18 protein-coding genes and 1 tRNA gene are annotated in these 16,654 nt (G+C 76.1%); 7 read left to right on the top strand and 12 right to left on the bottom strand.

Translation table 11 applies throughout. The annotated features are described in order from the left end of the window. Positions 1 to 42 precede the first annotated feature (42 nt). Positions 43 to 486, top strand: a complete 444-nt coding sequence (locus ACVCAH_RS06195) for a hypothetical protein (protein ID WP_447135068.1) — start codon at positions 43 to 45, stop codon at positions 484 to 486. 108 nt (positions 487 to 594) lie between these two features. On the opposite strand, the gene ACVCAH_RS06190 is transcribed toward ACVCAH_RS06195, so the two are convergent. The 6 genes from ACVCAH_RS06190 to ACVCAH_RS06165 form a co-directional block, all read right to left on the bottom strand. Beyond that, positions 595 to 668: transfer RNA gene (locus ACVCAH_RS06190), tRNA-Ala, on the bottom strand. 232 nt (positions 669 to 900) lie between these two features. Beyond that, a complete protein-coding gene (gene sepX, locus ACVCAH_RS06185) occupies positions 901 to 1,692 on the bottom strand; it encodes a divisome protein SepX/GlpR (RefSeq protein WP_447135067.1) in 792 nt (263 codons plus the stop codon). Positions 1,693 to 1,869: 177 nt separating this feature from the next. After that, positions 1,870 to 2,478 (bottom strand): GNAT family N-acetyltransferase, encoded by a 609-nt coding sequence (locus tag ACVCAH_RS06180; RefSeq protein ID WP_447135332.1) that lies wholly within the window; start codon positions 2,476 to 2,478, stop codon positions 1,870 to 1,872. A gap of 94 nt (positions 2,479 to 2,572) precedes the next feature. Next, on the bottom strand, positions 2,573 to 3,886 hold the full coding sequence (locus tag ACVCAH_RS06175) for a molybdopterin molybdotransferase MoeA (protein WP_447135066.1): 1,314 nt from the start codon (positions 3,884 to 3,886) through the stop codon (positions 2,573 to 2,575). After that, positions 3,883 to 4,839 carry a UTP--glucose-1-phosphate uridylyltransferase gene (locus ACVCAH_RS06170; RefSeq protein WP_447135065.1) on the bottom strand — a complete coding sequence of 319 codons (957 nt, stop codon included), beginning with the start codon at positions 4,837 to 4,839 and terminating at the stop codon, positions 3,883 to 3,885. Before ACVCAH_RS06170 ends, ACVCAH_RS06175 begins: the two co-directional genes overlap by 4 nt. 9 nt (positions 4,840 to 4,848) lie before the next feature. Then, the gene (locus ACVCAH_RS06165) at positions 4,849 to 7,149 is read right to left on the bottom strand and encodes a diguanylate cyclase (protein ID WP_447135064.1); all 2,301 of its coding nucleotides are present in this window, start codon (positions 7,147 to 7,149) and stop codon (positions 4,849 to 4,851) included. Between the two features lie 120 nt (positions 7,150 to 7,269). Here ACVCAH_RS06165 and ACVCAH_RS06160 point away from each other — a divergent pair, with 120 nt between their 5' ends. The 3 genes from ACVCAH_RS06160 (at position 7,270) to ACVCAH_RS06150 (ending at position 9,417) form a co-directional block, all read left to right on the top strand. Beyond that, entirely contained in the window at positions 7,270 to 7,920 is a 651-nt protein-coding gene (locus tag ACVCAH_RS06160) for a 5-formyltetrahydrofolate cyclo-ligase (protein WP_447135063.1), read from the top strand. Between the two features lie 40 nt (positions 7,921 to 7,960). Beyond that, positions 7,961 to 8,347 carry an FmdB family zinc ribbon protein gene (locus ACVCAH_RS06155; RefSeq protein WP_447135062.1) on the top strand — a complete coding sequence of 129 codons (387 nt, stop codon included), beginning with the start codon at positions 7,961 to 7,963 and terminating at the stop codon, positions 8,345 to 8,347. Between the two features lie 368 nt (positions 8,348 to 8,715). Continuing rightward, a complete protein-coding gene (locus ACVCAH_RS06150; protein ID WP_447135061.1) occupies positions 8,716 to 9,417 on the top strand; it encodes a hypothetical protein in 702 nt (233 codons plus the stop codon). Positions 9,418 to 9,754: 337 nt separating this feature from the next. Here the strand turns inward: ACVCAH_RS06150 and ACVCAH_RS06145 are convergent, their stop codons facing one another. Next, entirely contained in the window at positions 9,755 to 9,931 is a 177-nt protein-coding gene (locus ACVCAH_RS06145; protein WP_447135060.1) for a hypothetical protein, read from the bottom strand. A 496-nt stretch (positions 9,932 to 10,427) separates the two neighbouring features. Between ACVCAH_RS06145 and ACVCAH_RS06140 the strand changes: the two genes are divergently transcribed. Continuing rightward, a complete protein-coding gene (locus ACVCAH_RS06140; protein WP_447135059.1) occupies positions 10,428 to 10,592 on the top strand; it encodes a hypothetical protein in 165 nt (54 codons plus the stop codon). A gap of 6 nt (positions 10,593 to 10,598) precedes the next feature. On the opposite strand, the gene ACVCAH_RS06135 is transcribed toward ACVCAH_RS06140, so the two are convergent. Then, positions 10,599 to 11,081, bottom strand: a complete 483-nt coding sequence (locus ACVCAH_RS06135) for a DUF2231 domain-containing protein (protein WP_447135058.1) — start codon at positions 11,079 to 11,081, stop codon at positions 10,599 to 10,601. 222 nt (positions 11,082 to 11,303) lie between these two features. On the opposite strand from ACVCAH_RS06135, the gene ACVCAH_RS06130 reads away from it, so the two are divergent. Together ACVCAH_RS06130 and ACVCAH_RS06125 are read left to right on the top strand one after the other, a co-directional pair. Next, positions 11,304 to 11,732 carry a Fur family transcriptional regulator gene (locus ACVCAH_RS06130; protein ID WP_447135057.1) on the top strand — a complete coding sequence of 143 codons (429 nt, stop codon included), beginning with the start codon at positions 11,304 to 11,306 and terminating at the stop codon, positions 11,730 to 11,732. A gap of 54 nt (positions 11,733 to 11,786) precedes the next feature. Beyond that, on the top strand, positions 11,787 to 12,650 hold the full coding sequence (locus tag ACVCAH_RS06125; protein WP_447135056.1) for an oxygenase MpaB family protein: 864 nt from the start codon (positions 11,787 to 11,789) through the stop codon (positions 12,648 to 12,650). A gap of 48 nt (positions 12,651 to 12,698) precedes the next feature. Here ACVCAH_RS06125 and ACVCAH_RS06120 read toward each other — a convergent pair whose 3' ends face one another. From ACVCAH_RS06120 to ACVCAH_RS06105, 4 genes are all read right to left on the bottom strand, one after another. Then, positions 12,699 to 13,541 carry a RecB family exonuclease gene (locus ACVCAH_RS06120; protein ID WP_447135331.1) on the bottom strand — a complete coding sequence of 281 codons (843 nt, stop codon included), beginning with the start codon at positions 13,539 to 13,541 and terminating at the stop codon, positions 12,699 to 12,701. 136 nt (positions 13,542 to 13,677) lie between these two features. Next, on the bottom strand, positions 13,678 to 14,292 hold the full coding sequence (locus tag ACVCAH_RS06115) for a MarC family protein (RefSeq protein ID WP_447135055.1): 615 nt from the start codon (positions 14,290 to 14,292) through the stop codon (positions 13,678 to 13,680). A gap of 40 nt (positions 14,293 to 14,332) precedes the next feature. Beyond that, the gene (locus tag ACVCAH_RS06110; RefSeq protein WP_447135054.1) at positions 14,333 to 15,199 is read right to left on the bottom strand and encodes a PHP domain-containing protein; all 867 of its coding nucleotides are present in this window, start codon (positions 15,197 to 15,199) and stop codon (positions 14,333 to 14,335) included. A 32-nt stretch (positions 15,200 to 15,231) separates the two neighbouring features. Beyond that, entirely contained in the window at positions 15,232 to 16,428 is a 1,197-nt protein-coding gene (locus ACVCAH_RS06105) for a hypothetical protein (protein WP_447135053.1), read from the bottom strand. Between the last annotated feature and the right edge of the window lie 226 nt (positions 16,429 to 16,654).

The following is a 16,654-nucleotide window of genomic DNA, read 5'->3' as shown; positions in this document are numbered from 1 at the left end:
GCTGTACTGTCACGGGTCTCGATCAACTCAAGGAGTGCCAGGGTGGAGCCGTTGGGGATCCCGCATGACGCCTTCGGTCGGCTTCGCCTCGCCGACGTCATAGCGGCGGAGCACCTTGAGCAGCTTCGCAGCTGGGAGTACTTGGAGCGTTGCTGGGTCGGCGAGGCGTCGGGCTTCACGGAGTGGCTGCGTCTTGAGTCGGCTCCCGAGGTAACGCGTTCGGTAGCGATCGACCTCATCACCCTGCCGGAGTCAACGGTCCAGAGCATGACGGACGCGCTCCGGCTCCCCCTGCAGGCAGGGCTGGACCAGCAAGAGATCACCGGCGTCTTCGGCGAGCCCACCGGCAGAGAGAGATTCGTGCGGGATCGAGTCACCCTCGTCTTCCGCATCGGCGCTGCCGAGTCCTACGAACTGAGCTGCACGGTGCACGAGGAGCAGGGTCTGATCTACCTCACGATGCATCCAACGCCGCTGCCGGATTAGCTCGCGGCCAGCCCCATCGACCCTGCGGCCGACGACTGCTGTACTTCACTGCTGTACATGATCGAAAAAGGCCGTCTCCGACGAACGGAGACGGCCTTTGACCTGGGGTGGAGCTGAGGGGATTTGAACCCCTGACCCCCTCGATGCGAACGAGGTGCGCTACCGGTCTGCGCCACAGCCCCTCCGCCGGCGGACCGGCGAGGTCCCACCCGGCTGACACCGGGCGGGCCGGCGACAAGGCTAACAGGTCGCCGGCCTCAACCGCGAATCACCCCCGGCGCGCCGCGCCCTTGATCGACTCCGGTTCGGCTATGTGGGGGTATCCGCAGCCCCAGGACACCCCCACATCGCCGATATGGCGACCGGCATCGAGCGAGCCAGCCAGCCGGCCCGCCCCAGAAGGGGACGAACCGGTCAGGCGGAGTGGGAGCCGCGGCCGGACTGGTAGGGGCGGCCGCGCAGGCCACCGGCCCGCCGGTAGGAGACCGAGCCCCCGCTGGCCGCCGCCGGGAGGTCGGCCGGGCGGTCCAGGCCCATCGCGGCGCGGCGTACCACCTCGCGCTGGGCCGCCAGCCGGCGCTGCGCCTCCCGGCGGGCCGCCGCCCGGCGGGCCTGCTCCCGCCGCACCTCGGCCTGCCGGGCGGCCAGCCAGGCCGCCTCCCGGGCCCGCGCCCGCCGCCGCCGACGGTCCGCCACCGCCCGGCTGCGCAGGTGTACGACGTACGCGACCAGCAGGGCGGCCGTCACCGAGAAGCTGATCCAGAAGCCGGGGCTGACCACGATCACGCCGATCAGCTCGACGAAGTTGAGCAGCAGCAGCGCGGCGAGCACCCGGCGGCGCCGGTAGACGGCCGGGGTGTGCTGCCGGCGCGGCGGCGGCCGGCGGCGGGCCCGTTTCGGCGCGGGTGGGACGGCGCGCAGCCGGTTGGACCGGCGGGACGCCGGCGGCCCGGAGACCGGGGCGCTGAGGCCACCCGTGGCGGCACTCTCACTGAGGGTGACGACGAGGCTGCGGGACGGGTTGACCGGCCGCCGGCCCGGGACAGTACGGCGCCGCCGGCGGCGCTGGAGCACCCGCGCCGTCGACTGCGCCCGCTCCGCCACCAGCCGCTCGGTGGCGTCGTACCGGCGGACCAGCGCCGGCGCGAGGGCGAGCAGGCCGGCGGCGGCGAGGACGGCGAGGAGCACCGACGTCGGCACCCTCACCCCTCCCGTCACCGAGTTCGGAGCAACCGTTGACCGACCGCAGGATCTTCCGCCGATCGGGCTCGGGTGCGTGGATCGTACGGGCGGACAGCGCTTGCCATAGCTTGCAGTTACTTGAGGTTACGGGCCACCTGCCCCGATGCTGACGCGCCGCGCCGATCCCGTGCGTGGGACGGCTCACCCGGCGGCGGCGCGGATCCGGTGCCAGCGGGCCAGCAGCCCGCCCTCGGCGGCGATCTCCTCGCTGGTCATCGCGTATCCGATGTGGTCGCGCCAGGTCCCGTCGATGTGCATGTAGCGCACGTGGTACGCCTCCTCGCGGAAGCCCAGCTTCTCCACCACCCGGCGCGACGGCCCGTTCTCCGGCCGGATGTTCACCTCCACCCGGTGCAGTCCACCGGGGCCGAACGCGTGGTCGACGGCGAGTGCCAACGCGGTCGGGATGATCCCTTGACCGGCCACTCTGGAGTCCACCCAGTAGCCGACGTAGCCGGAGCAGAACGCCCGCCGGACGATGCTGCCCACGTTGAGGTGGCCGACCAGCCGTTCCCGCCCGCCCTCGCGCAGGCAGACCGCGAACGGCATCCCCTCGCCGGTGCGCGCCGAGCGCCGCTGGTCCCGGTACACCCAGCGGAACGCGGCCGGCGAGTTCAGCTCGTCCCAGCCGCCGGGCAGCGACGACTCCCAGGGCGCCAGCCAGGCCTGGTTGGCCCGGCGCACCTCCGACCAGGCGGCCGCGTCGGAGCGCCGGTACGGCCGCAGCAGCACCGGACCGTCGACCAGCACGGCCGGCCAGCCGGGCGCCCGTCCGGGGTTGAAGAGACTCACCGGGCGGACCCTACGCCCGCGAGCGCGGGCCTCGGAAGGGCACGCCGCAGGCTCACCGACGTCGATCCAGTAACAGCACGTCCACGGTGGAGCCGGCGGCCGCCGTGGTGACCCGCTCGCCGAGCACCATCAGCCCGTTCGCCTCGGCCAGCCCGGAGAGGGTGAACGGCCCGCCGCTGAGCGGCTGCACGGTGTAGCCGCCGCCGCGCCGCTCGGCGACGTGCGCGGGCCGGAACTCGCGCAGCCCGGCCGGGGAGGAGATGGTCTCCAGCAGATGCGCGCGGACGCTGGGCCGGAACACCGGCTCCGCACCGGCCAGCAGGTTGATCGCCGGGCGGGCCAGCACCTCGAAGCCGATCAGCGCCGCGCCCGGGTCGCCGGGCAGGCAGACCACCGGGACCTCCTCGGCGCCCACGGTGCCGAAGCCGAGCGCGGTGCCGGGATAGAGCGCCACCTCGGTGAAGGTCACCGGCCCGGCCCGGCCGCCGTCCCGACGGGACAGGATCCGGCGGACCATGTCGCCCGGCCCGGTGCCGGTGCCACCGGTGGTGATGATCAGGTCGGCGCGCAGGGTCTGGTCCTCCAGTAGCCCGCGCAGCCCCTCCGGGTCGTCGTCGCAGATGCCCACCCGGTACGCCAGCGCGCCCGCCTCGGCCGCGGCGGCGGTCAGCGCGTGCGAGTTGGCGTCCACCACCTGACCGGGCTGGCTGCCCCGGCCGACGTCGACCAGTTCGTCGCCGGTGGCCACGATGACCACCCGGGGGCTGGGCCGGACCACCACGTGCCCGATGCCGGTGGCGGCGAAGACCGCGACCAGGGCGGGCGAGACGTAGGTGCCGGCCCGGGCGAGCAGGGCGCCGGCCGGCAGTTCCTCACCGGCCCGGCGCACCCCGTACCCCCGCTTGGGGACGCGGAAGATCTCGACGGCGGCCATGCCCTGGTCGGTCCACTCCACCGGGACCACCACGTCGGCCGCGATGGGCAGCGGCGCCCCGGCGGCGACCGAGAAGCACGAGCCCGGGGTGAGCCGGACCGGCCGCCAGCTGGCCGCGCCGAGGTCGCCGACCACGTTGAGCCGCACGTTCCGCCCGCCCGGCGACCCGGCCTGGGCGGGTACGTAGCCGGCGCCGCGGCCACCCCCGGCGATGTCCTCCCAGCGGGCCGCGTAGCCGTCCACCGCCGCCTGGTCGAAGGCCGGGAAGGCGTGTGGCGCGACCACGTCCTCGGCGAGGACGTTGCCGTGCGCCTGGGTGAGGTCGAGGTCGAGCGGGGGCAGCGCGCGCAACCTGCGCAGCACACTGCCCAGGTAGTCGGCGAGCGGCGTCAACTCGTTGGCGGCCGCCTCGGCGTCGGCCGTCGCTGTCATGTACCAGATCCGCCCGCCGTGTCGGCGTTGACGAACTCGACCAGCCACTTGCGGAACTCGGCGCCGAGGTCCTCCCGCTCGACGGCGATCTGCACCACCGTCTGCAGGTAGCCCAGCGGCATGCCGGTGTCGTAGCGGGTGCCCCGGTAGACGATCGCGTGCACCGGGACGCCCTCGTTGCGCAGGATCTCCATCGCGTCGGTCAGCTGGATCTCGCCGCCGCTGCCGGGCTCGGTACGCCGGATCGCGTCGAAGATCGCGCCGGGGAGCACGTAGCGGCCGAGCACCGCGAGGTTGCTCGGCGCGTCCTCCGGCTTGGGCTTCTCGACCATGCCGGTGACCTTGACGACCTCGCCGATGTCGGTCAGCTCCGCCTCGGCCGGCGCGACCGAGGCGATCCCGTACCGGCTGGTCTCGGCCGGGTCGACCTCGAAGAAGGCCAGCACCACGCCGCCGGTGCGGGCCTGCAGTTCCAGCATGGCCGGCAGCAGCGGCTGGTCGAGCTTGACGAACTCGTCGCCGAGCAGCACCGCGAAGGGCTGGTCGCCGACGTGCGACTCGGCGTACCCGACGGCGTGGCCGAGGCCGAGCTGCTCGGGCTGCCGGACGGTGTAGATGTCGGCCAGCTCACTGGGGCGCTGCACCGCGGCCAGGATGTCCGGCTTCTTCTCCAGCCGGGCCTCCAGGTCGGGGCGGCGGTCGAAGTGGTCCACCATCGACGTCTTGCCCCGACCGGTGATCAGCAGGACGTCGTTCATGCCGGCCTGGGTGGCCTCCTCGACGATGTACTGCAGCACCGGCCGGTCGACCACCGGGAGCAGCTCCTTGGGCACCGCCTTGGTGGCCGGCAGGAACCGGGTGGCCAGACCGGCGGCCGGGATGACGGCCTTGACCGCGCGGGAGCGACCGGTTGCGGCGGTCGCCGTGGAGGGCTTCGCTGAGTGCTCCGACATGTCGCGAGACTATCGGCCACGGGTCTGCCTTGGCGGGTGTGGCCCGGAAGACGCGCCGCCGGGCGGTCCGGTCCGGCCGGTGGCCGCCCCGGCGTCCGGGGCGGCGGCGCACGGCTCGGGCTCCCCGGGCGCCGGCTCGACGGCCGACCGAGCCGGCAGCGGGCCGGCGCCGGCCCGGGGAAACCCGTCCGGCGGGCTGACCGCCGCCGCCGGGACCGGGATCTCCCGCACCGGCGGCGCGTTACGCGCGGTGGCGATCCGCCAGGTGTCCCGGCCGGCGTCCTTGGCCGCGTAGAGGGCGTCGTCGGCGGCGTCCAGCACCTGCTGCCCGGTGCTGGCGTGGTCGGGGTAGACGGCGATGCCGATCGAGACGGTGACCCCGATGGACACCGGGGTGCCGCCGTGCCCGTGCACCGCGATCGGGGTGCCGCGGATCGCCGCGCCGAGCCGTTCCGCCACGATCGCCGCCCCGCGCGCGTCGGTCTCCGGCAGCAGCACCACGAACTCCTCGCCACCCTGGCGGAAGGCGAGGTCCACCTCGCGGATCTCGCCGCGCACCCGGCGGGCGAACTCGGCCAGCACGGTGTCCCCGGCCGGGTGCCCGTAGGTGTCGTTGACCTGCTTGAAGCGGTCGAGGTCGAGGGCGAGGACGCTGAGCATCCGGCCGAACCGGCTGGCCCGCTCCACCTCCCGGCGCATCGATTCGCGCAGGTAGCGGTAGTTCCACAGCCCGGTGAGCGGGTCGGTGAGGGAGAGCCGCTGCGCCTCCTCGTGCACCCGCACGTTGTCCACCGCCACCGCCGCGTGCCCGGCGAAGGTGCGCAGGGTGGTCAGGTCGTCGTCGTCGAACTCGTCCGCGCCCACCCGGTCGTAGAGGACCAGCACGCCGAGCGCGCCGGTCGCGGGCGCCGGCTCGGGGCCCGGGCGCGCGGCCGGGTCGCCGGGGCGGGCGGCGGTCTCCGCGCCGCGTCCGGGCGGCTCGGCCGGTGCGGCGCCGGGAGCCGCGAACGGCACCGCGACGTACGTCTGGCAGCGCGGCTCCCCCACCGGGACGGCGGAAGGCTCGACCCGGCCGCGCCGGGGCTCGCCGGTCGCCGCGACCGTGCCGACCACCCCGGTGCCCACCGGCACCCGCAGCGGCGCCGAACCGGGCGGGTCGTCCGCCGGCCAGCGCTCGTCCAGCCCTTCGGTGCACTGCGCGACGAGCACACCGCCGGAGTCCAGCAGCAGCACGGCGCCGGCCCGGGCGCCGGTCGCCGCGATCGCGCTGTGCAGGATGACCCGCAGGATGCGTTGCAGGTCGTGGGTGCTGGCCAGGGTGTCGCCGAGCACCGCCAGGTGCCCGCGCAGCTGGTCCCGGCTGCTGGTCAACGCCGCCACGTAGCTGCCGGTCTCCCGGGTCATCCGGTTGAACGCGCCGGCCAGCCGGCCGATCTCGTCGCGGCTGCGCACCGGGACCCGGGTGCCGAGGTCGCCGCCGGCGACCCGGTCCACCGCGCCGGCCAGCTCCACCAGCGGCCGGGTGGTCACCCGGGTCAGTCGCCAGGCGGCGGCCACCGCCAGCAGGGCGGCCAGCAGCACCGCGCCGACCAGCGCGACGTGCAGGCCGGGCGGCTGGTCGCTGGGCACCGAGAGCACCAGCGGCAGCGGCTGCCCGGAGGCCGGGCCGACCCGGCGGACGTACCGGCCCTCGGCGGTCTCGGTGACCCGCTCGCCGTCGACCGTGCCGGCGGCGGCCAGCACGGCGTCGCGTACCCCGGTGGCCTCGGTGGTGTGGGCGACCCGGGCGGGGGCCGCGGCCCCGTCGAGCAGGGTGACCGCCACGCCGGTGACCGCGGCCAGCCGGGCCACGAAGGCCGGGTCCACCGGCTGCGCGGCGGCGACCGCGCCCAGCGCGGTGCCGGCCGGGTCGCGCAGGTCCACCCGTACGGCGAGGGCCGACACCGGCCCGAACGCCGGGCCCGTCCCCGCGCAGTCCCGCCAGGGGGCCGGCGGAGCGCCCGGCGTCGCGTAGGTGACCCGGCCGGCCACGTCGGTGACCCGCACCCCGGCGGCGAGGCCGCGGCTGACCACCTGGCCGGCGGCGCCGGCGTGGTCGGGGGTGAGGGCGACCGCGTCGGCCGCGGCCCGCAGCTGCTGGCAGAGGGCGTCGACCGCGGTACGCACGGTCGCCGCCGCCACGGCGAGGCGCTCGGTGGAGCGGCTGCGGTCGACGGACGCCACCGTCGAGGCGACGAAGAACGCCCCGAGCAGGACCGGGCCGAGCACCACCGCCAGGAAGGCTGTGGTCAACCGCCCGCGTAGCGTCACTCGGTCCCCCCGGAAGTTCCGCCTCCGATGCTGCGATGCTGACACAGAGCGACCAGGTGACAGGCGTTGCGTCAGGAGTGTTGCGTGGTGGATTTTTCTGATGGAGCGGAAGCGGCCGATGTGGCACATGTGGCCAAGCGGGACGCCCGCACCGCGCTGCTCGCCCACCGCCGGGCGCTGACCGGGCCGCAGCGGGCCGCCGCCGCGGCGCGCGTCCAGGCCGAGCTGGTCTCCCTGGTACGCCGGCTGCGCCCGCGCCGGATGACCGCGTACGTGCCGGTGGGGAGCGAGCCGGGCGGGCCGGAGCTGCCCGCGGTGCTCGCCGCGGCGCTGCCGCCGGGGGGTGAGCTCCTGCTGCCGGTGCTGCGGGCGGACCTGGACCTGGACTGGGCGGCCTGGACCGGCCCGGACGCGCTCGTCGCGGCGGGGCGGGGGATGCGGGAGCCGGCCGGGCCACGGCTCGGCGTGACGGCGGTCGCCGGGGCGGAGCTGGTGGTGGTGCCCGCGCTGGCGGTGGACCGCCGGGGGCTGCGGCTGGGCCGGGGCGGCGGCTCGTACGACCGGGCACTGGCCCGGGTGCCGGCGACCGCGCTGACCGTGGTGCCGCTGCACGACGGCGAGCTGGTCGAGGCGGTCCCCGCCGAGCCGCACGACCGCCCGGTACGCGCGGTGGTCACCCCGACCGGCGGCCTGCGTACGCTGGACGCCGCGTCAGGCATCGAGCCAGGTGTCGCGCCCCACACTTCCGCTGGACGAATCCGGGGGGCATGACGCACCATTGGCACTCGAATACGTCGAGTGCCAACCGGCCGTGCCAGATCCGGAGGAGAACGTGCCCACGTACCAGTACGCCTGCACCGCGTGCGGCCACCAGCTCGAGGCGGTGCAGTCCTTCTCTGACGAGCCGCTGACCGAGTGCCCGGCGTGTGAGGGGCGGCTGCGGAAGGTCTTCAACTCGGTCGGCATCGTCTTCAAGGGCTCCGGCTTCTACCGCACCGACTCCCGCTCGTCCGGCTCGGACACGGCCAGCAACGGCGCCAGCAAGCCGGCGAAGAGCGACTCGTCCTCCTCGGGCGACTCCGGCTCGTCGAACGGTTCGAGCACGTCGGCGTCGAACGGCTCGTCCAGCTCGTCCGGTTCGTCCAACGGCGGGTCGACCAGCAAGGCCCCGGCCGCCAGCACCGCCGCCTCGTCCTGACCGACCGGGCTCGGCGGCGGCCGTCCGCCACCGTGGCTGGCTGATCGACTCGGTGTGCCGCAGGTCGCGGCATCCGCCGACCGGGCTGGTGGTCGGCGGCCGGCCGGCCCCGGCGGCTGACCGGGGCGCGGGCGGCACGATGACCCGACCGGCGGCTCAGGCACACCGTGACCTGCCGGACCACGATCGCGCAACGGTCAGGTCGGGGTCGGGGGCCTAGCAGAACGGACCGTCGCGCGGGCGTTGTCCACAGGCCGTCGGGTTGTCCACAGGCTGCCGGCGGTGGACCCGCCGGTCGGCGTTCCGCCGCCTAACCTGCTGCCCACGGGTGCCGGAACCGGCGCCTGGTCCAGGCGGGGGAGGCGGCCATGGCGACCGGCGGCGCGGTCTCGGCGAGAGCGCTACGTCCGCTGCGCCGGCCCCGGCTGCCGCGACGCCACACGCTGCTCCGGGCCGGGCTGGCCGCCGCGCTGCTCGGCCTGGCGGCGGCCGTCCTGCACACCCCGGCCGGTTGTCCACCCGCGGCGCCGGGATCCCGGCCAGCGCCCACCGGCCTACCGGCCGGCTCAGCCGGCGGGCCGGCCGCCGGCGCCGATACCTCGGGCGCGGACGGGCCGGGGGCCGGACGCGGTGACGGGTCCACGGGGCCGGCGCGCGGCGACGCCAGCCCGCCACCGGCGTCACCGGGCGAAGACCGGTCCGGCGGGACGGCGCCCGGAGGCGCAGGCCGCCCCGGCGGGCCGGGGCCATGGGGCGACGAGGGCGCCGCCCCGGGCGGGCGGCCGGCGCCCCTCCCGGTGCCCAGCGGCGCGGTCGGCGTGCCGGTCCGGCTGGCCGAGCCGGCCGCGCTCGCGGTGCTGCGTCCGGGGGCCCGGGTCGACCTGCTCGCCGTGCCGGCGGCCGGCGGGGCGGGGACCCTGCTCGCCTCCCGGGCGCTGGTGCTCGACGTGGTCGGTGCGGACGCGCTCGACGCCGGCGCGGCGCTCTACCTCGCGCTCCCGCCCGACCAGGCCCGCCGCGCCGTCAGCCAGCCCGAGGGCAGCCGCTTCGCCATCGTGGTACGCGAATGACCAGCACCTGGCCGCCTGCCACATGGGGTCGCCGCAACCCGCGCCCAGTGGCCGCCGCCCGCGCCCGGTCGCCGGTGTCCGCGTCCGCCCGGCGCATCGCCACGTCCACTGCGCGGGGTCGGCCGGCCCAGGTTGATCGGCTGCCACCCGGCGCCGGGTTCACGACGCGTGGCCGACGGGCCGAGGTTGATCGACTCCGTGTCGCCGATATGGCGGTCACCGAGCGGCGGCGACACCCCGATATCGCCGACACGGTGTCGATCTCCGACGAACGCCGCCACCGGCGCCCCCCAACCATGCCGGGCGGGTCAATGCGGTGGGCGCTCCGCCGGGCGGGTCAGTCCCAGTGCGGTGGGCGCTCGGCGAGCAGCCAGTCGTCGGTGCCGCCGGTCCGCTCGCCCCAGCCCCGGTCGGTGTCGTCGGCGGTCTGCTCGGGCAGCACCACGAAGTCGTCGCTCAGGTCGACCGTGCGGTCGTCGTCGCCGCGTACCGTCCCGGGGTCCTCGGTGCTCACGAGCGGCAAGACTAACGCAACCGCGTCTTGGTCGACCGCCACCGAGCCGGCGCGACCGGCCGCGTCCGCCGGCCGCGGGGCCGGTGCGTTGGTAGCGTCGGACGGCGTGACGACCCCCAGCTCCGGCGACTCCCCGGACGACTACTGGCGACGACCCGACGCCGGCGCGGAGGGATCGCCGACCCAGCCCTCGGCCGCCGCGGTCGGACCGAGCCCCACCCCTCCCGCCAAGGATGAACCGAGCCGCACCCCGCCAGCCCAGGGTGAACCTGCCGGCACGGCGGCACCGCCGGCGCCGGGCGAGGCAGCGTGGGCTGCGCCGGGCGGACCGGCACCGAGCCCGCCAGCAGCGACGCCGAACGGACCGGCAGCAACCCCGCCACCGGCAACGCCGGGCGGACCGGCATGGACCGCGCCCGGGCCGGCGGCCCCCGCCGCGGGCGGGTACGCCGGTCCCCCGCCGACCGTCCCGCCCCCGGCCGGCTGGCGGCCGCCGGTGCACCTGCAACCGCCACCGCCCCGGCCGCTGCCTGCGCAGGACATGGTCGGGCTCGACGCGGCGGAGCAGCGGGCGCAGCGGGTCACCTGGAGCGTGGGCGTGGTCGCCGGGGTGGTGCTGGTGGTGCTGTCCTGCCTGCTCTGCTCGCGCGTCCTCTTCTGACCCGGGTCAGAAGGTGTTGCCCCAGACGGCGTCGGCCCCGGAGTGCCCGGTCAGGTAGACGTAGACCAGGGACGCCGCCCCGAGCGCGACCACCACCACCGACAGCGCCGGCACGGCCCAGTTCGGCAGTCGCGGCACCCGGGGATGCCCGCTGGTCAGCGCCACCAGCAGCAGGGCACCCACGCCGAGCGGCAGGGTGTAGCGGAACAGCAGGTCGCCGTACTTCGAGTGCTCGAAGATCTTGTCGAGGATCTCGCCCTGGAAGCCCCGGGCCACCTGGTGGTCGGTGAGCACCTCCCCCGACTGGACGGCCACCCACGCGGTCAGCGGCGCGATCACGGCCAGCACGGCCACCGCCCAGTCCAGCCGCGGCCGGAACCGGGGCAGCGCCACGTACGCGGCGGAGAGCAGCGCCAGCAGGGGCACGAAAACCACGACCGCGTGCACCACCAGCGTGTGTACTGGAAGACCCAGCACCTTCAAGAACATCGACAACCTCCGGGGCAGTTCGCGGTCGCGGGATGCCAGCGTAGTGCGCCGGTCGACCCGCCCTGGACTCCTCACCGGGTCACACGCACGCCCGACGGGTCCGGTTCACCGGACCCGCGACGATCTTCCTCGAAAGATCAACGCTGGTCACCGGGCTGTGGCCGGGGCCACCTCGGGTCGGCCTCGGTTGTCGGTCCCTCCCGCCCGTGCTGTCATTGGCACATGTCCGGTGGCGAGGAGCTGCTCCGGTCGAGGGGCCTACGGGTCACCCGGCCGCGCCTCGCCGTGCTCGACGTACTGGCCGCCGGCGGCCACCTCGAGGTGGACGAGATCACCCGGCGGGTGCGCGAGCGCCTCGACTCGGTCTCCACCCAGGCCGTCTACGACGTCCTCGGCGCGCTGTCCCGGGCCGGCCTGTCCCGCCGGATCGAGCCGGCCGGCAGCCCCGCCCGGTACGAGGCCCGGGTCGGCGACAACCACCACCACGTGGTCTGCCGGGGCTGTGGCGAGATCGCCGACGTCGACTGCGCGGTCGGCTCCGCACCCTGCCTCGACCCGGTCGTCGCCCACGGCTTCGAGGTGGACGAGGCGGAAGTGACCTTCTGGGGCCTCTGCCCGACCTGCCAGGCCCGCCGGTCCGCCGACGACTGACCCGCCCTCTCGGCGCGGCGCCGGCCCGTCCCGGTGGCATGGCACTCTTGGTCGGTGGACTCCGATGACGTCGGCCTGTTCGGTCCCGGCTCGGTCACCTGGAAGGTGCACGAGGAGCCGATCCTGCTCGTCGCCGGCCTGCGCTCGCTCTACCTCCAGGCGCTGCACCCGCGGGCGATGGCCGGGGTGGCGCAGAACAGCAACTACCGCACCGACGCCTGGGGCCGTCTGGTCCGCACCGCCAACTACGTGGGCACCACCATCTACGGCACCACCGCCGAGGCCGAGGCGGCGGGGCTGCGGCTGCGCCGACTGCACGCCCGGCTGCGGGCCACCGACCCGACCACCGGGGAGGAGTTCCGCGTCGACGACCCGGCCCTGCTGCGCTGGGTGCACGTCACCGAGGTCGAGTCGTTCCTCGACACCGCACGCCGGGCCGGGCTGCCGCTGACCGACGACGAGGTGGACGGCTACTACACCGAGCAGCGGCGGGCCGCCGCCCTGGTCGGCCTCGACCCGGAGACCGTGCCGGGCACCGCCGCCGAGGTGGCCGAGTACTACCGGCGGATCCGGCCGGAGCTGCGGATGACCCGGGAGGCGGCGGAGACCGCGCTCTTCCTCACCGCGCCACCGCTGCCGTGGAAGCTCAGCCTGCCCGTCCGGGTCGGGCTCAACCTCGGCCCGCCCCGGTGGGCGTACCTCGGGATCGCCGGCACCGCGCTCGCGCTGCTGCCGGCCTGGGCCCGGCGGATGTACGGCGGGCTCGGCCTGCCGACCACCGCGCTCTCGGCGGACCTGACGGTGCGGGCGCTACGCCTCGCCCTGGCCGCGCTGCCCCGCCGCTACCGAGAGGGGCCGATGCAGCAGGCGGCCAAGGAGCGGGCCGCCCGGCTCACCGGCACCTCGGTGGCCGGCTGATCGGCTCCCGACCACCACGGTCCACTCCGGGGCGCCGGGCGGACAGGGTCAGCCCTGGCCGGGGAGCGGGTCGGCGGCGCGCTCGACGGCCGCCCACGGCTCCTTGCCCGGGGCCTGTGCGCCGGCGGGGCAGCTGCGCCGGTAGTCGCACCATCCGCAGCGGGGGCCCGGGGTGGTCGGGAAAGCCTCGTCGGGATCGCCGCCGTCGGCGACGGCCCGCTCGGCGGCCATGATGTCCCGCGCGGTCTCCTCGGCCCGGGACACCTGCCGGGCGAGCGACTCGACGGTGTGGTCGTGCCCGGCGACGGTGCCGGTGGGCAGGTGGTGCAGTTCCACCCGGCGGCACGGCCGGCGGAACACCCGCTCGGCCGCGTACGCGTAGAGGGCCAGCGCCTGCGAGCCGCGGGCGTCGTCGGCGTCCAGCCCGGTGCGGCCGGTCTTGTAGTCCACGATGACCAGCTCCGGGCCGTCCGGCCCCGGGCGGGAGTCGATCCGATCGGCCCGACCGTTGAGGGCCAGCACCGCCGTCTTCACCGCGACCACCCGTTCCACGCCGAGCGGCTCGTCCGCCGGGTCGAGGCTCGCCACGTAGGACTCCAGCCAGCTCAGCGCCCGCCGGTAGGCGGACCGCTCCTGCTCGTCGTCGCGGTAGCCCTCGCGGACCCAGGTGCCCTTGAGCAGGGCGGCCAGCGCCTCCGGCCGGCGTCGCTCGGCTGGCAACGCGTACCAGTTGCGCAGGGCGGTGTGCACGCTGGCGCCGAGCGAGTTGTGCGCCCAGGGCGGCCCCTTGGGCGGGGCGGGACGGTCGACGTAGGAGTAGCGGTAGCGCCGGGGGCAGTCGGCGTAGGCGCCGAGCTTGCTCGGGGTGCAGACGAAAAGCCGCTCCGGCATGCCGTCGAAGCCGAGCTGCTCGGGCTGGGCGTCGCGCGGTCGGGGCGCCCGGCCGCCCGCGGCGGGTCGTCCGGCTGAAGAGGCTCGTCGCACACCCGGATCCTGCCACCCGGCCCCGACAGAACCGGTACGGCGGTCAGCCCATGGTCGTGTACTGGGTCACGAAGGCGGCCACCGCGTCCGCGATGAGCTGCACCGCGATGGCGGCGAGCAGCAGGCCGGCGATCCGGGTGAGCACCTCGATCCCGCCCGGCCGCAGGATCTTGACGATGCCGCCGGAGAACCGGAGCACGATCCACACGGCGAGCATCACCGCCACGATTCCGGCGGCCACGGCCGTGTAGTCCGTCGCCCCGTCGGCCTGCTGCACGAAGAGCATGGTCGCCACGATCGCACCCGGTCCGGCCAGCAGCGGCGTGCCCAGCGGCACCAGGGCGATGTTCGAGGTGGTCTGCTGGCTCGGGTCGTCGGTCTTGCCGGTCAGCAGCTCCAGCGCGACCAGGATCAGCAGCAGGCCGCCGGCCGCCTGCAACGCGGGCAGGTCCACGTGCAGGTAGTCGAGGATGGTCTGCCCGGCCACCGCGAAGACGACGATCACGCCGAGCGCCAGCGCGACCGCCTGCCACGCCGCGCGGTTGCGGTCGCGGGCCGGCAGTGGGCCGGTCAGCGCGAGGAAGATGGGCATCATGCCCGGCGGGTCGACGATCACCAGCAGGGTCACGAAGACCTCGCCGAACAGCTTGACATCCACGCGATCAAGGTAGCCGTGGCGCCGGAGGCGAAAACGCGGATCAGCCGGAAGCGACCTCGGTCACCCCGGACGCCTCGGCGAAGATCCGCTCGTACGCCTCGGGGTCGGTGCTGAACGCGCCGAGCCGGACCGTCTTGTGCGTGCCGTGGAAATCCGACGACCCGGTCACCAGCAGGCCCAGCTCGGCGGCGAGGGCGCGCACGTGCGCCCGCTCGGCCGGCGAGTGGTCCTCGTGGTCGGCCTCCAGGCCGGCGAGGCCGGCCGCGGCCAGGTCGGCGATCAGCTCGTCCGGCACGATCCGCCCCCGCCGGGTGGCCCGGGGGTGGGCGAAGACCGGCACGCCACCGGCCGCCCGGACCAGCCGCACCGCGTGGAAGACGTCGATGTCCTCCTTGGGCAGGCGGTAGCGCTCCCCCAGCCAGTCCGGCCCGAACGCCTCCGTGGTGCTCGCCACCAGGCCGGCCCGGATCAGCGCCTGGGCGATGTGCGGCCGGCCCACCGTGCCACCGGCCGCTGCGGCGAGGATCTCCGGCCAGCTCACGTCGACGCCGTCGGCCCGCAGCAGCGCCACGATCCGCTCGGCGCGCACCTCCCGGGCGAGCCGCACCCGGGCCAGCTCGGCGGCGAGCGCCGGGGAGTCCGGGTCGAAGAGGTACGCCAGCAGGTGCAGCGGCACCGCCGGCTCGGCGTCGTACCAGCGGCAGGAGAGTTCGGCGCCGCGGACCAGGCGAAGCCCGGACGGCAGCGCCCGCAGCGCCGGGTCCCAGCCGGCGGTGGTGTCGTGGTCGGTGAGCGCCACGACGTCCAGCCCGGCGTCGGCGGCCGCCCGCACCAGCTCGGCGGGGCCGAGGGTGCCGTCGCTGGCGGTGGAGTGGGTGTGCAGGTCGATCCGCGGGCGGGAACTCACCGCCCGACGCTACCCGGGCCGGCCCGACCCGGTCACCCGGTGACCACCACCGGCCGTTCCCCGGACCGCACGCCGGGGACCGGGACCGGGGTGGCCCGCTCGCCGGCGAGCACCGCGTCCACCGCCGCCCGCACCAGGCCGCCCTTGGCGTCGGGGTAGACCGCGGTCCGCCCCGGTGTCCAGGCCACCGCCCCGGCCAGCGGCGGCCCGGCCGGTCGGGCGGTCACCGCCCCGGAGCCGAGCCCGCCCAGGTCGACCAGGAGCGCGGTGTCCGCGCCCCCGGCCCGTCCGTTGACCACCAGCCACCGGCCGTCGGCGGAGACCGCGCCGCGTCCGTCGGCGGCCAGGGTCGGCCCGCAGGCGGTACGCAGCGGCGTGAGCCCCGGGTCGAGCAGGGCGAGACAGGGTCGGCGCGGCGTGCCGGCGGTGACCTGGGCGACCAGCCGGCCGTCGGGCAGGCTGCCGTAGACGTGCGTGCTGGTGTCCTCGGTGGCGGGGACGAGCGCTTCGCTGCCCGGTCGCCACAGGGCGTGTCCGGGCCGGGCCGGGTCGAGGCGAGCGAGCACGCTGTCGCCGACGAACCGCACCGGTTCCACCGCTGCCGGCACCGGCGTGCGGACGGTGGCGACGAGCTGGCCGCCGACGATGCCGGCCGCCACCAGCTCCGCACCTTCCCGCCAGGCGACCTGGCGCGCGTCGTCGCTGAGCGTGATCTGCTCCGCGCCGGCCAGCAGCACCTGCGCCGCGCCGCGGGGCGGCACCAGCCAGAGGGACCGGCCGGCCGCGGTCGGGGCGCCGACCACCAGCCAGCCGCCGCCGTCGGGCAGCCGCTGCGCCCGCTCGGCCGGGCCGACCTCGAGCAACGGCGTCCGTCCGCCGTCGGCGGCGGCGAGGGTGGTCCCGACGATCAGGTCCACCTCGCCGCGGTCCTGGCCGACCGGCGCGGTCGCGGCCGGGGTCGGTTCCGGCAGCGGCGAGGCGTACGGGTCACCGAGCACCACGGTCGGGTTGGTGGGCGGCCCGGGTTCCTCGCCGAGCTGCGCCATCCCGGTGGTGAGCAGCGCCGTGGTCACCGTGGCCAGGGCCAGCCCGGCGACCGTGCGCCGGCGGCGGATCCGGTCGGCGCGGCGGATCGCCAGCCCGGCCGGGTCGACGGCGAGCGAACGGGGCACGGCGACCTGGCGGGTCAGGCTCTCCCGCACCGCACGCTCCAGTTCGTCCCGCCGCACGAGGAGTGGACGCGTCGGGCCGGCCGTTCGGTTGTCACGGCGACCCGGCTCGGCGGTCACCGGGCCTCCACGGCGGCGGTGGCCGCCGGCAGGCCGGACCGGGTCGGCACGGCCACCGGCACGACCTCGGCCGCCGGCTCCGGCGACGGGACGGCCGCCGCCTCCGCCGGCGCCCCCGCGGGTGCGTGCGGGGCCGCGTCGGCGGTCGGCCGGCCTGCGCCCGGGG

This window comes from Micromonospora sp. LZ34 (assembly GCF_052981855.1).
This window is presented reverse-complemented; position numbering and strand designations above follow the sequence as displayed.

Excerpts from the sequence above, each read along its gene's own strand:
- ACVCAH_RS06150 (WP_447135061.1), top strand. The coding sequence starts at position 8,716 with ATGGCGACCGGCGGCGCGGTCTCGGCGAGAGCGCTACGTCCGCTGCGC.
- ACVCAH_RS06170 (WP_447135065.1), bottom strand. The coding sequence starts at position 4,839 with ATGTCGGAGCACTCAGCGAAGCCCTCCACGGCGACCGCCGCAACCGGT.
- ACVCAH_RS06175 (WP_447135066.1), bottom strand. The coding sequence starts at position 3,886 with ATGACAGCGACGGCCGACGCCGAGGCGGCCGCCAACGAGTTGACGCCG.
- ACVCAH_RS06120 (WP_447135331.1), bottom strand. The coding sequence starts at position 13,541 with ATGCCGGAGCGGCTTTTCGTCTGCACCCCGAGCAAGCTCGGCGCCTAC.
- ACVCAH_RS06135 (WP_447135058.1), bottom strand. The coding sequence starts at position 11,081 with ATGTTCTTGAAGGTGCTGGGTCTTCCAGTACACACGCTGGTGGTGCAC.
- ACVCAH_RS06130 (WP_447135057.1), top strand. The coding sequence starts at position 11,304 with ATGTCCGGTGGCGAGGAGCTGCTCCGGTCGAGGGGCCTACGGGTCACC.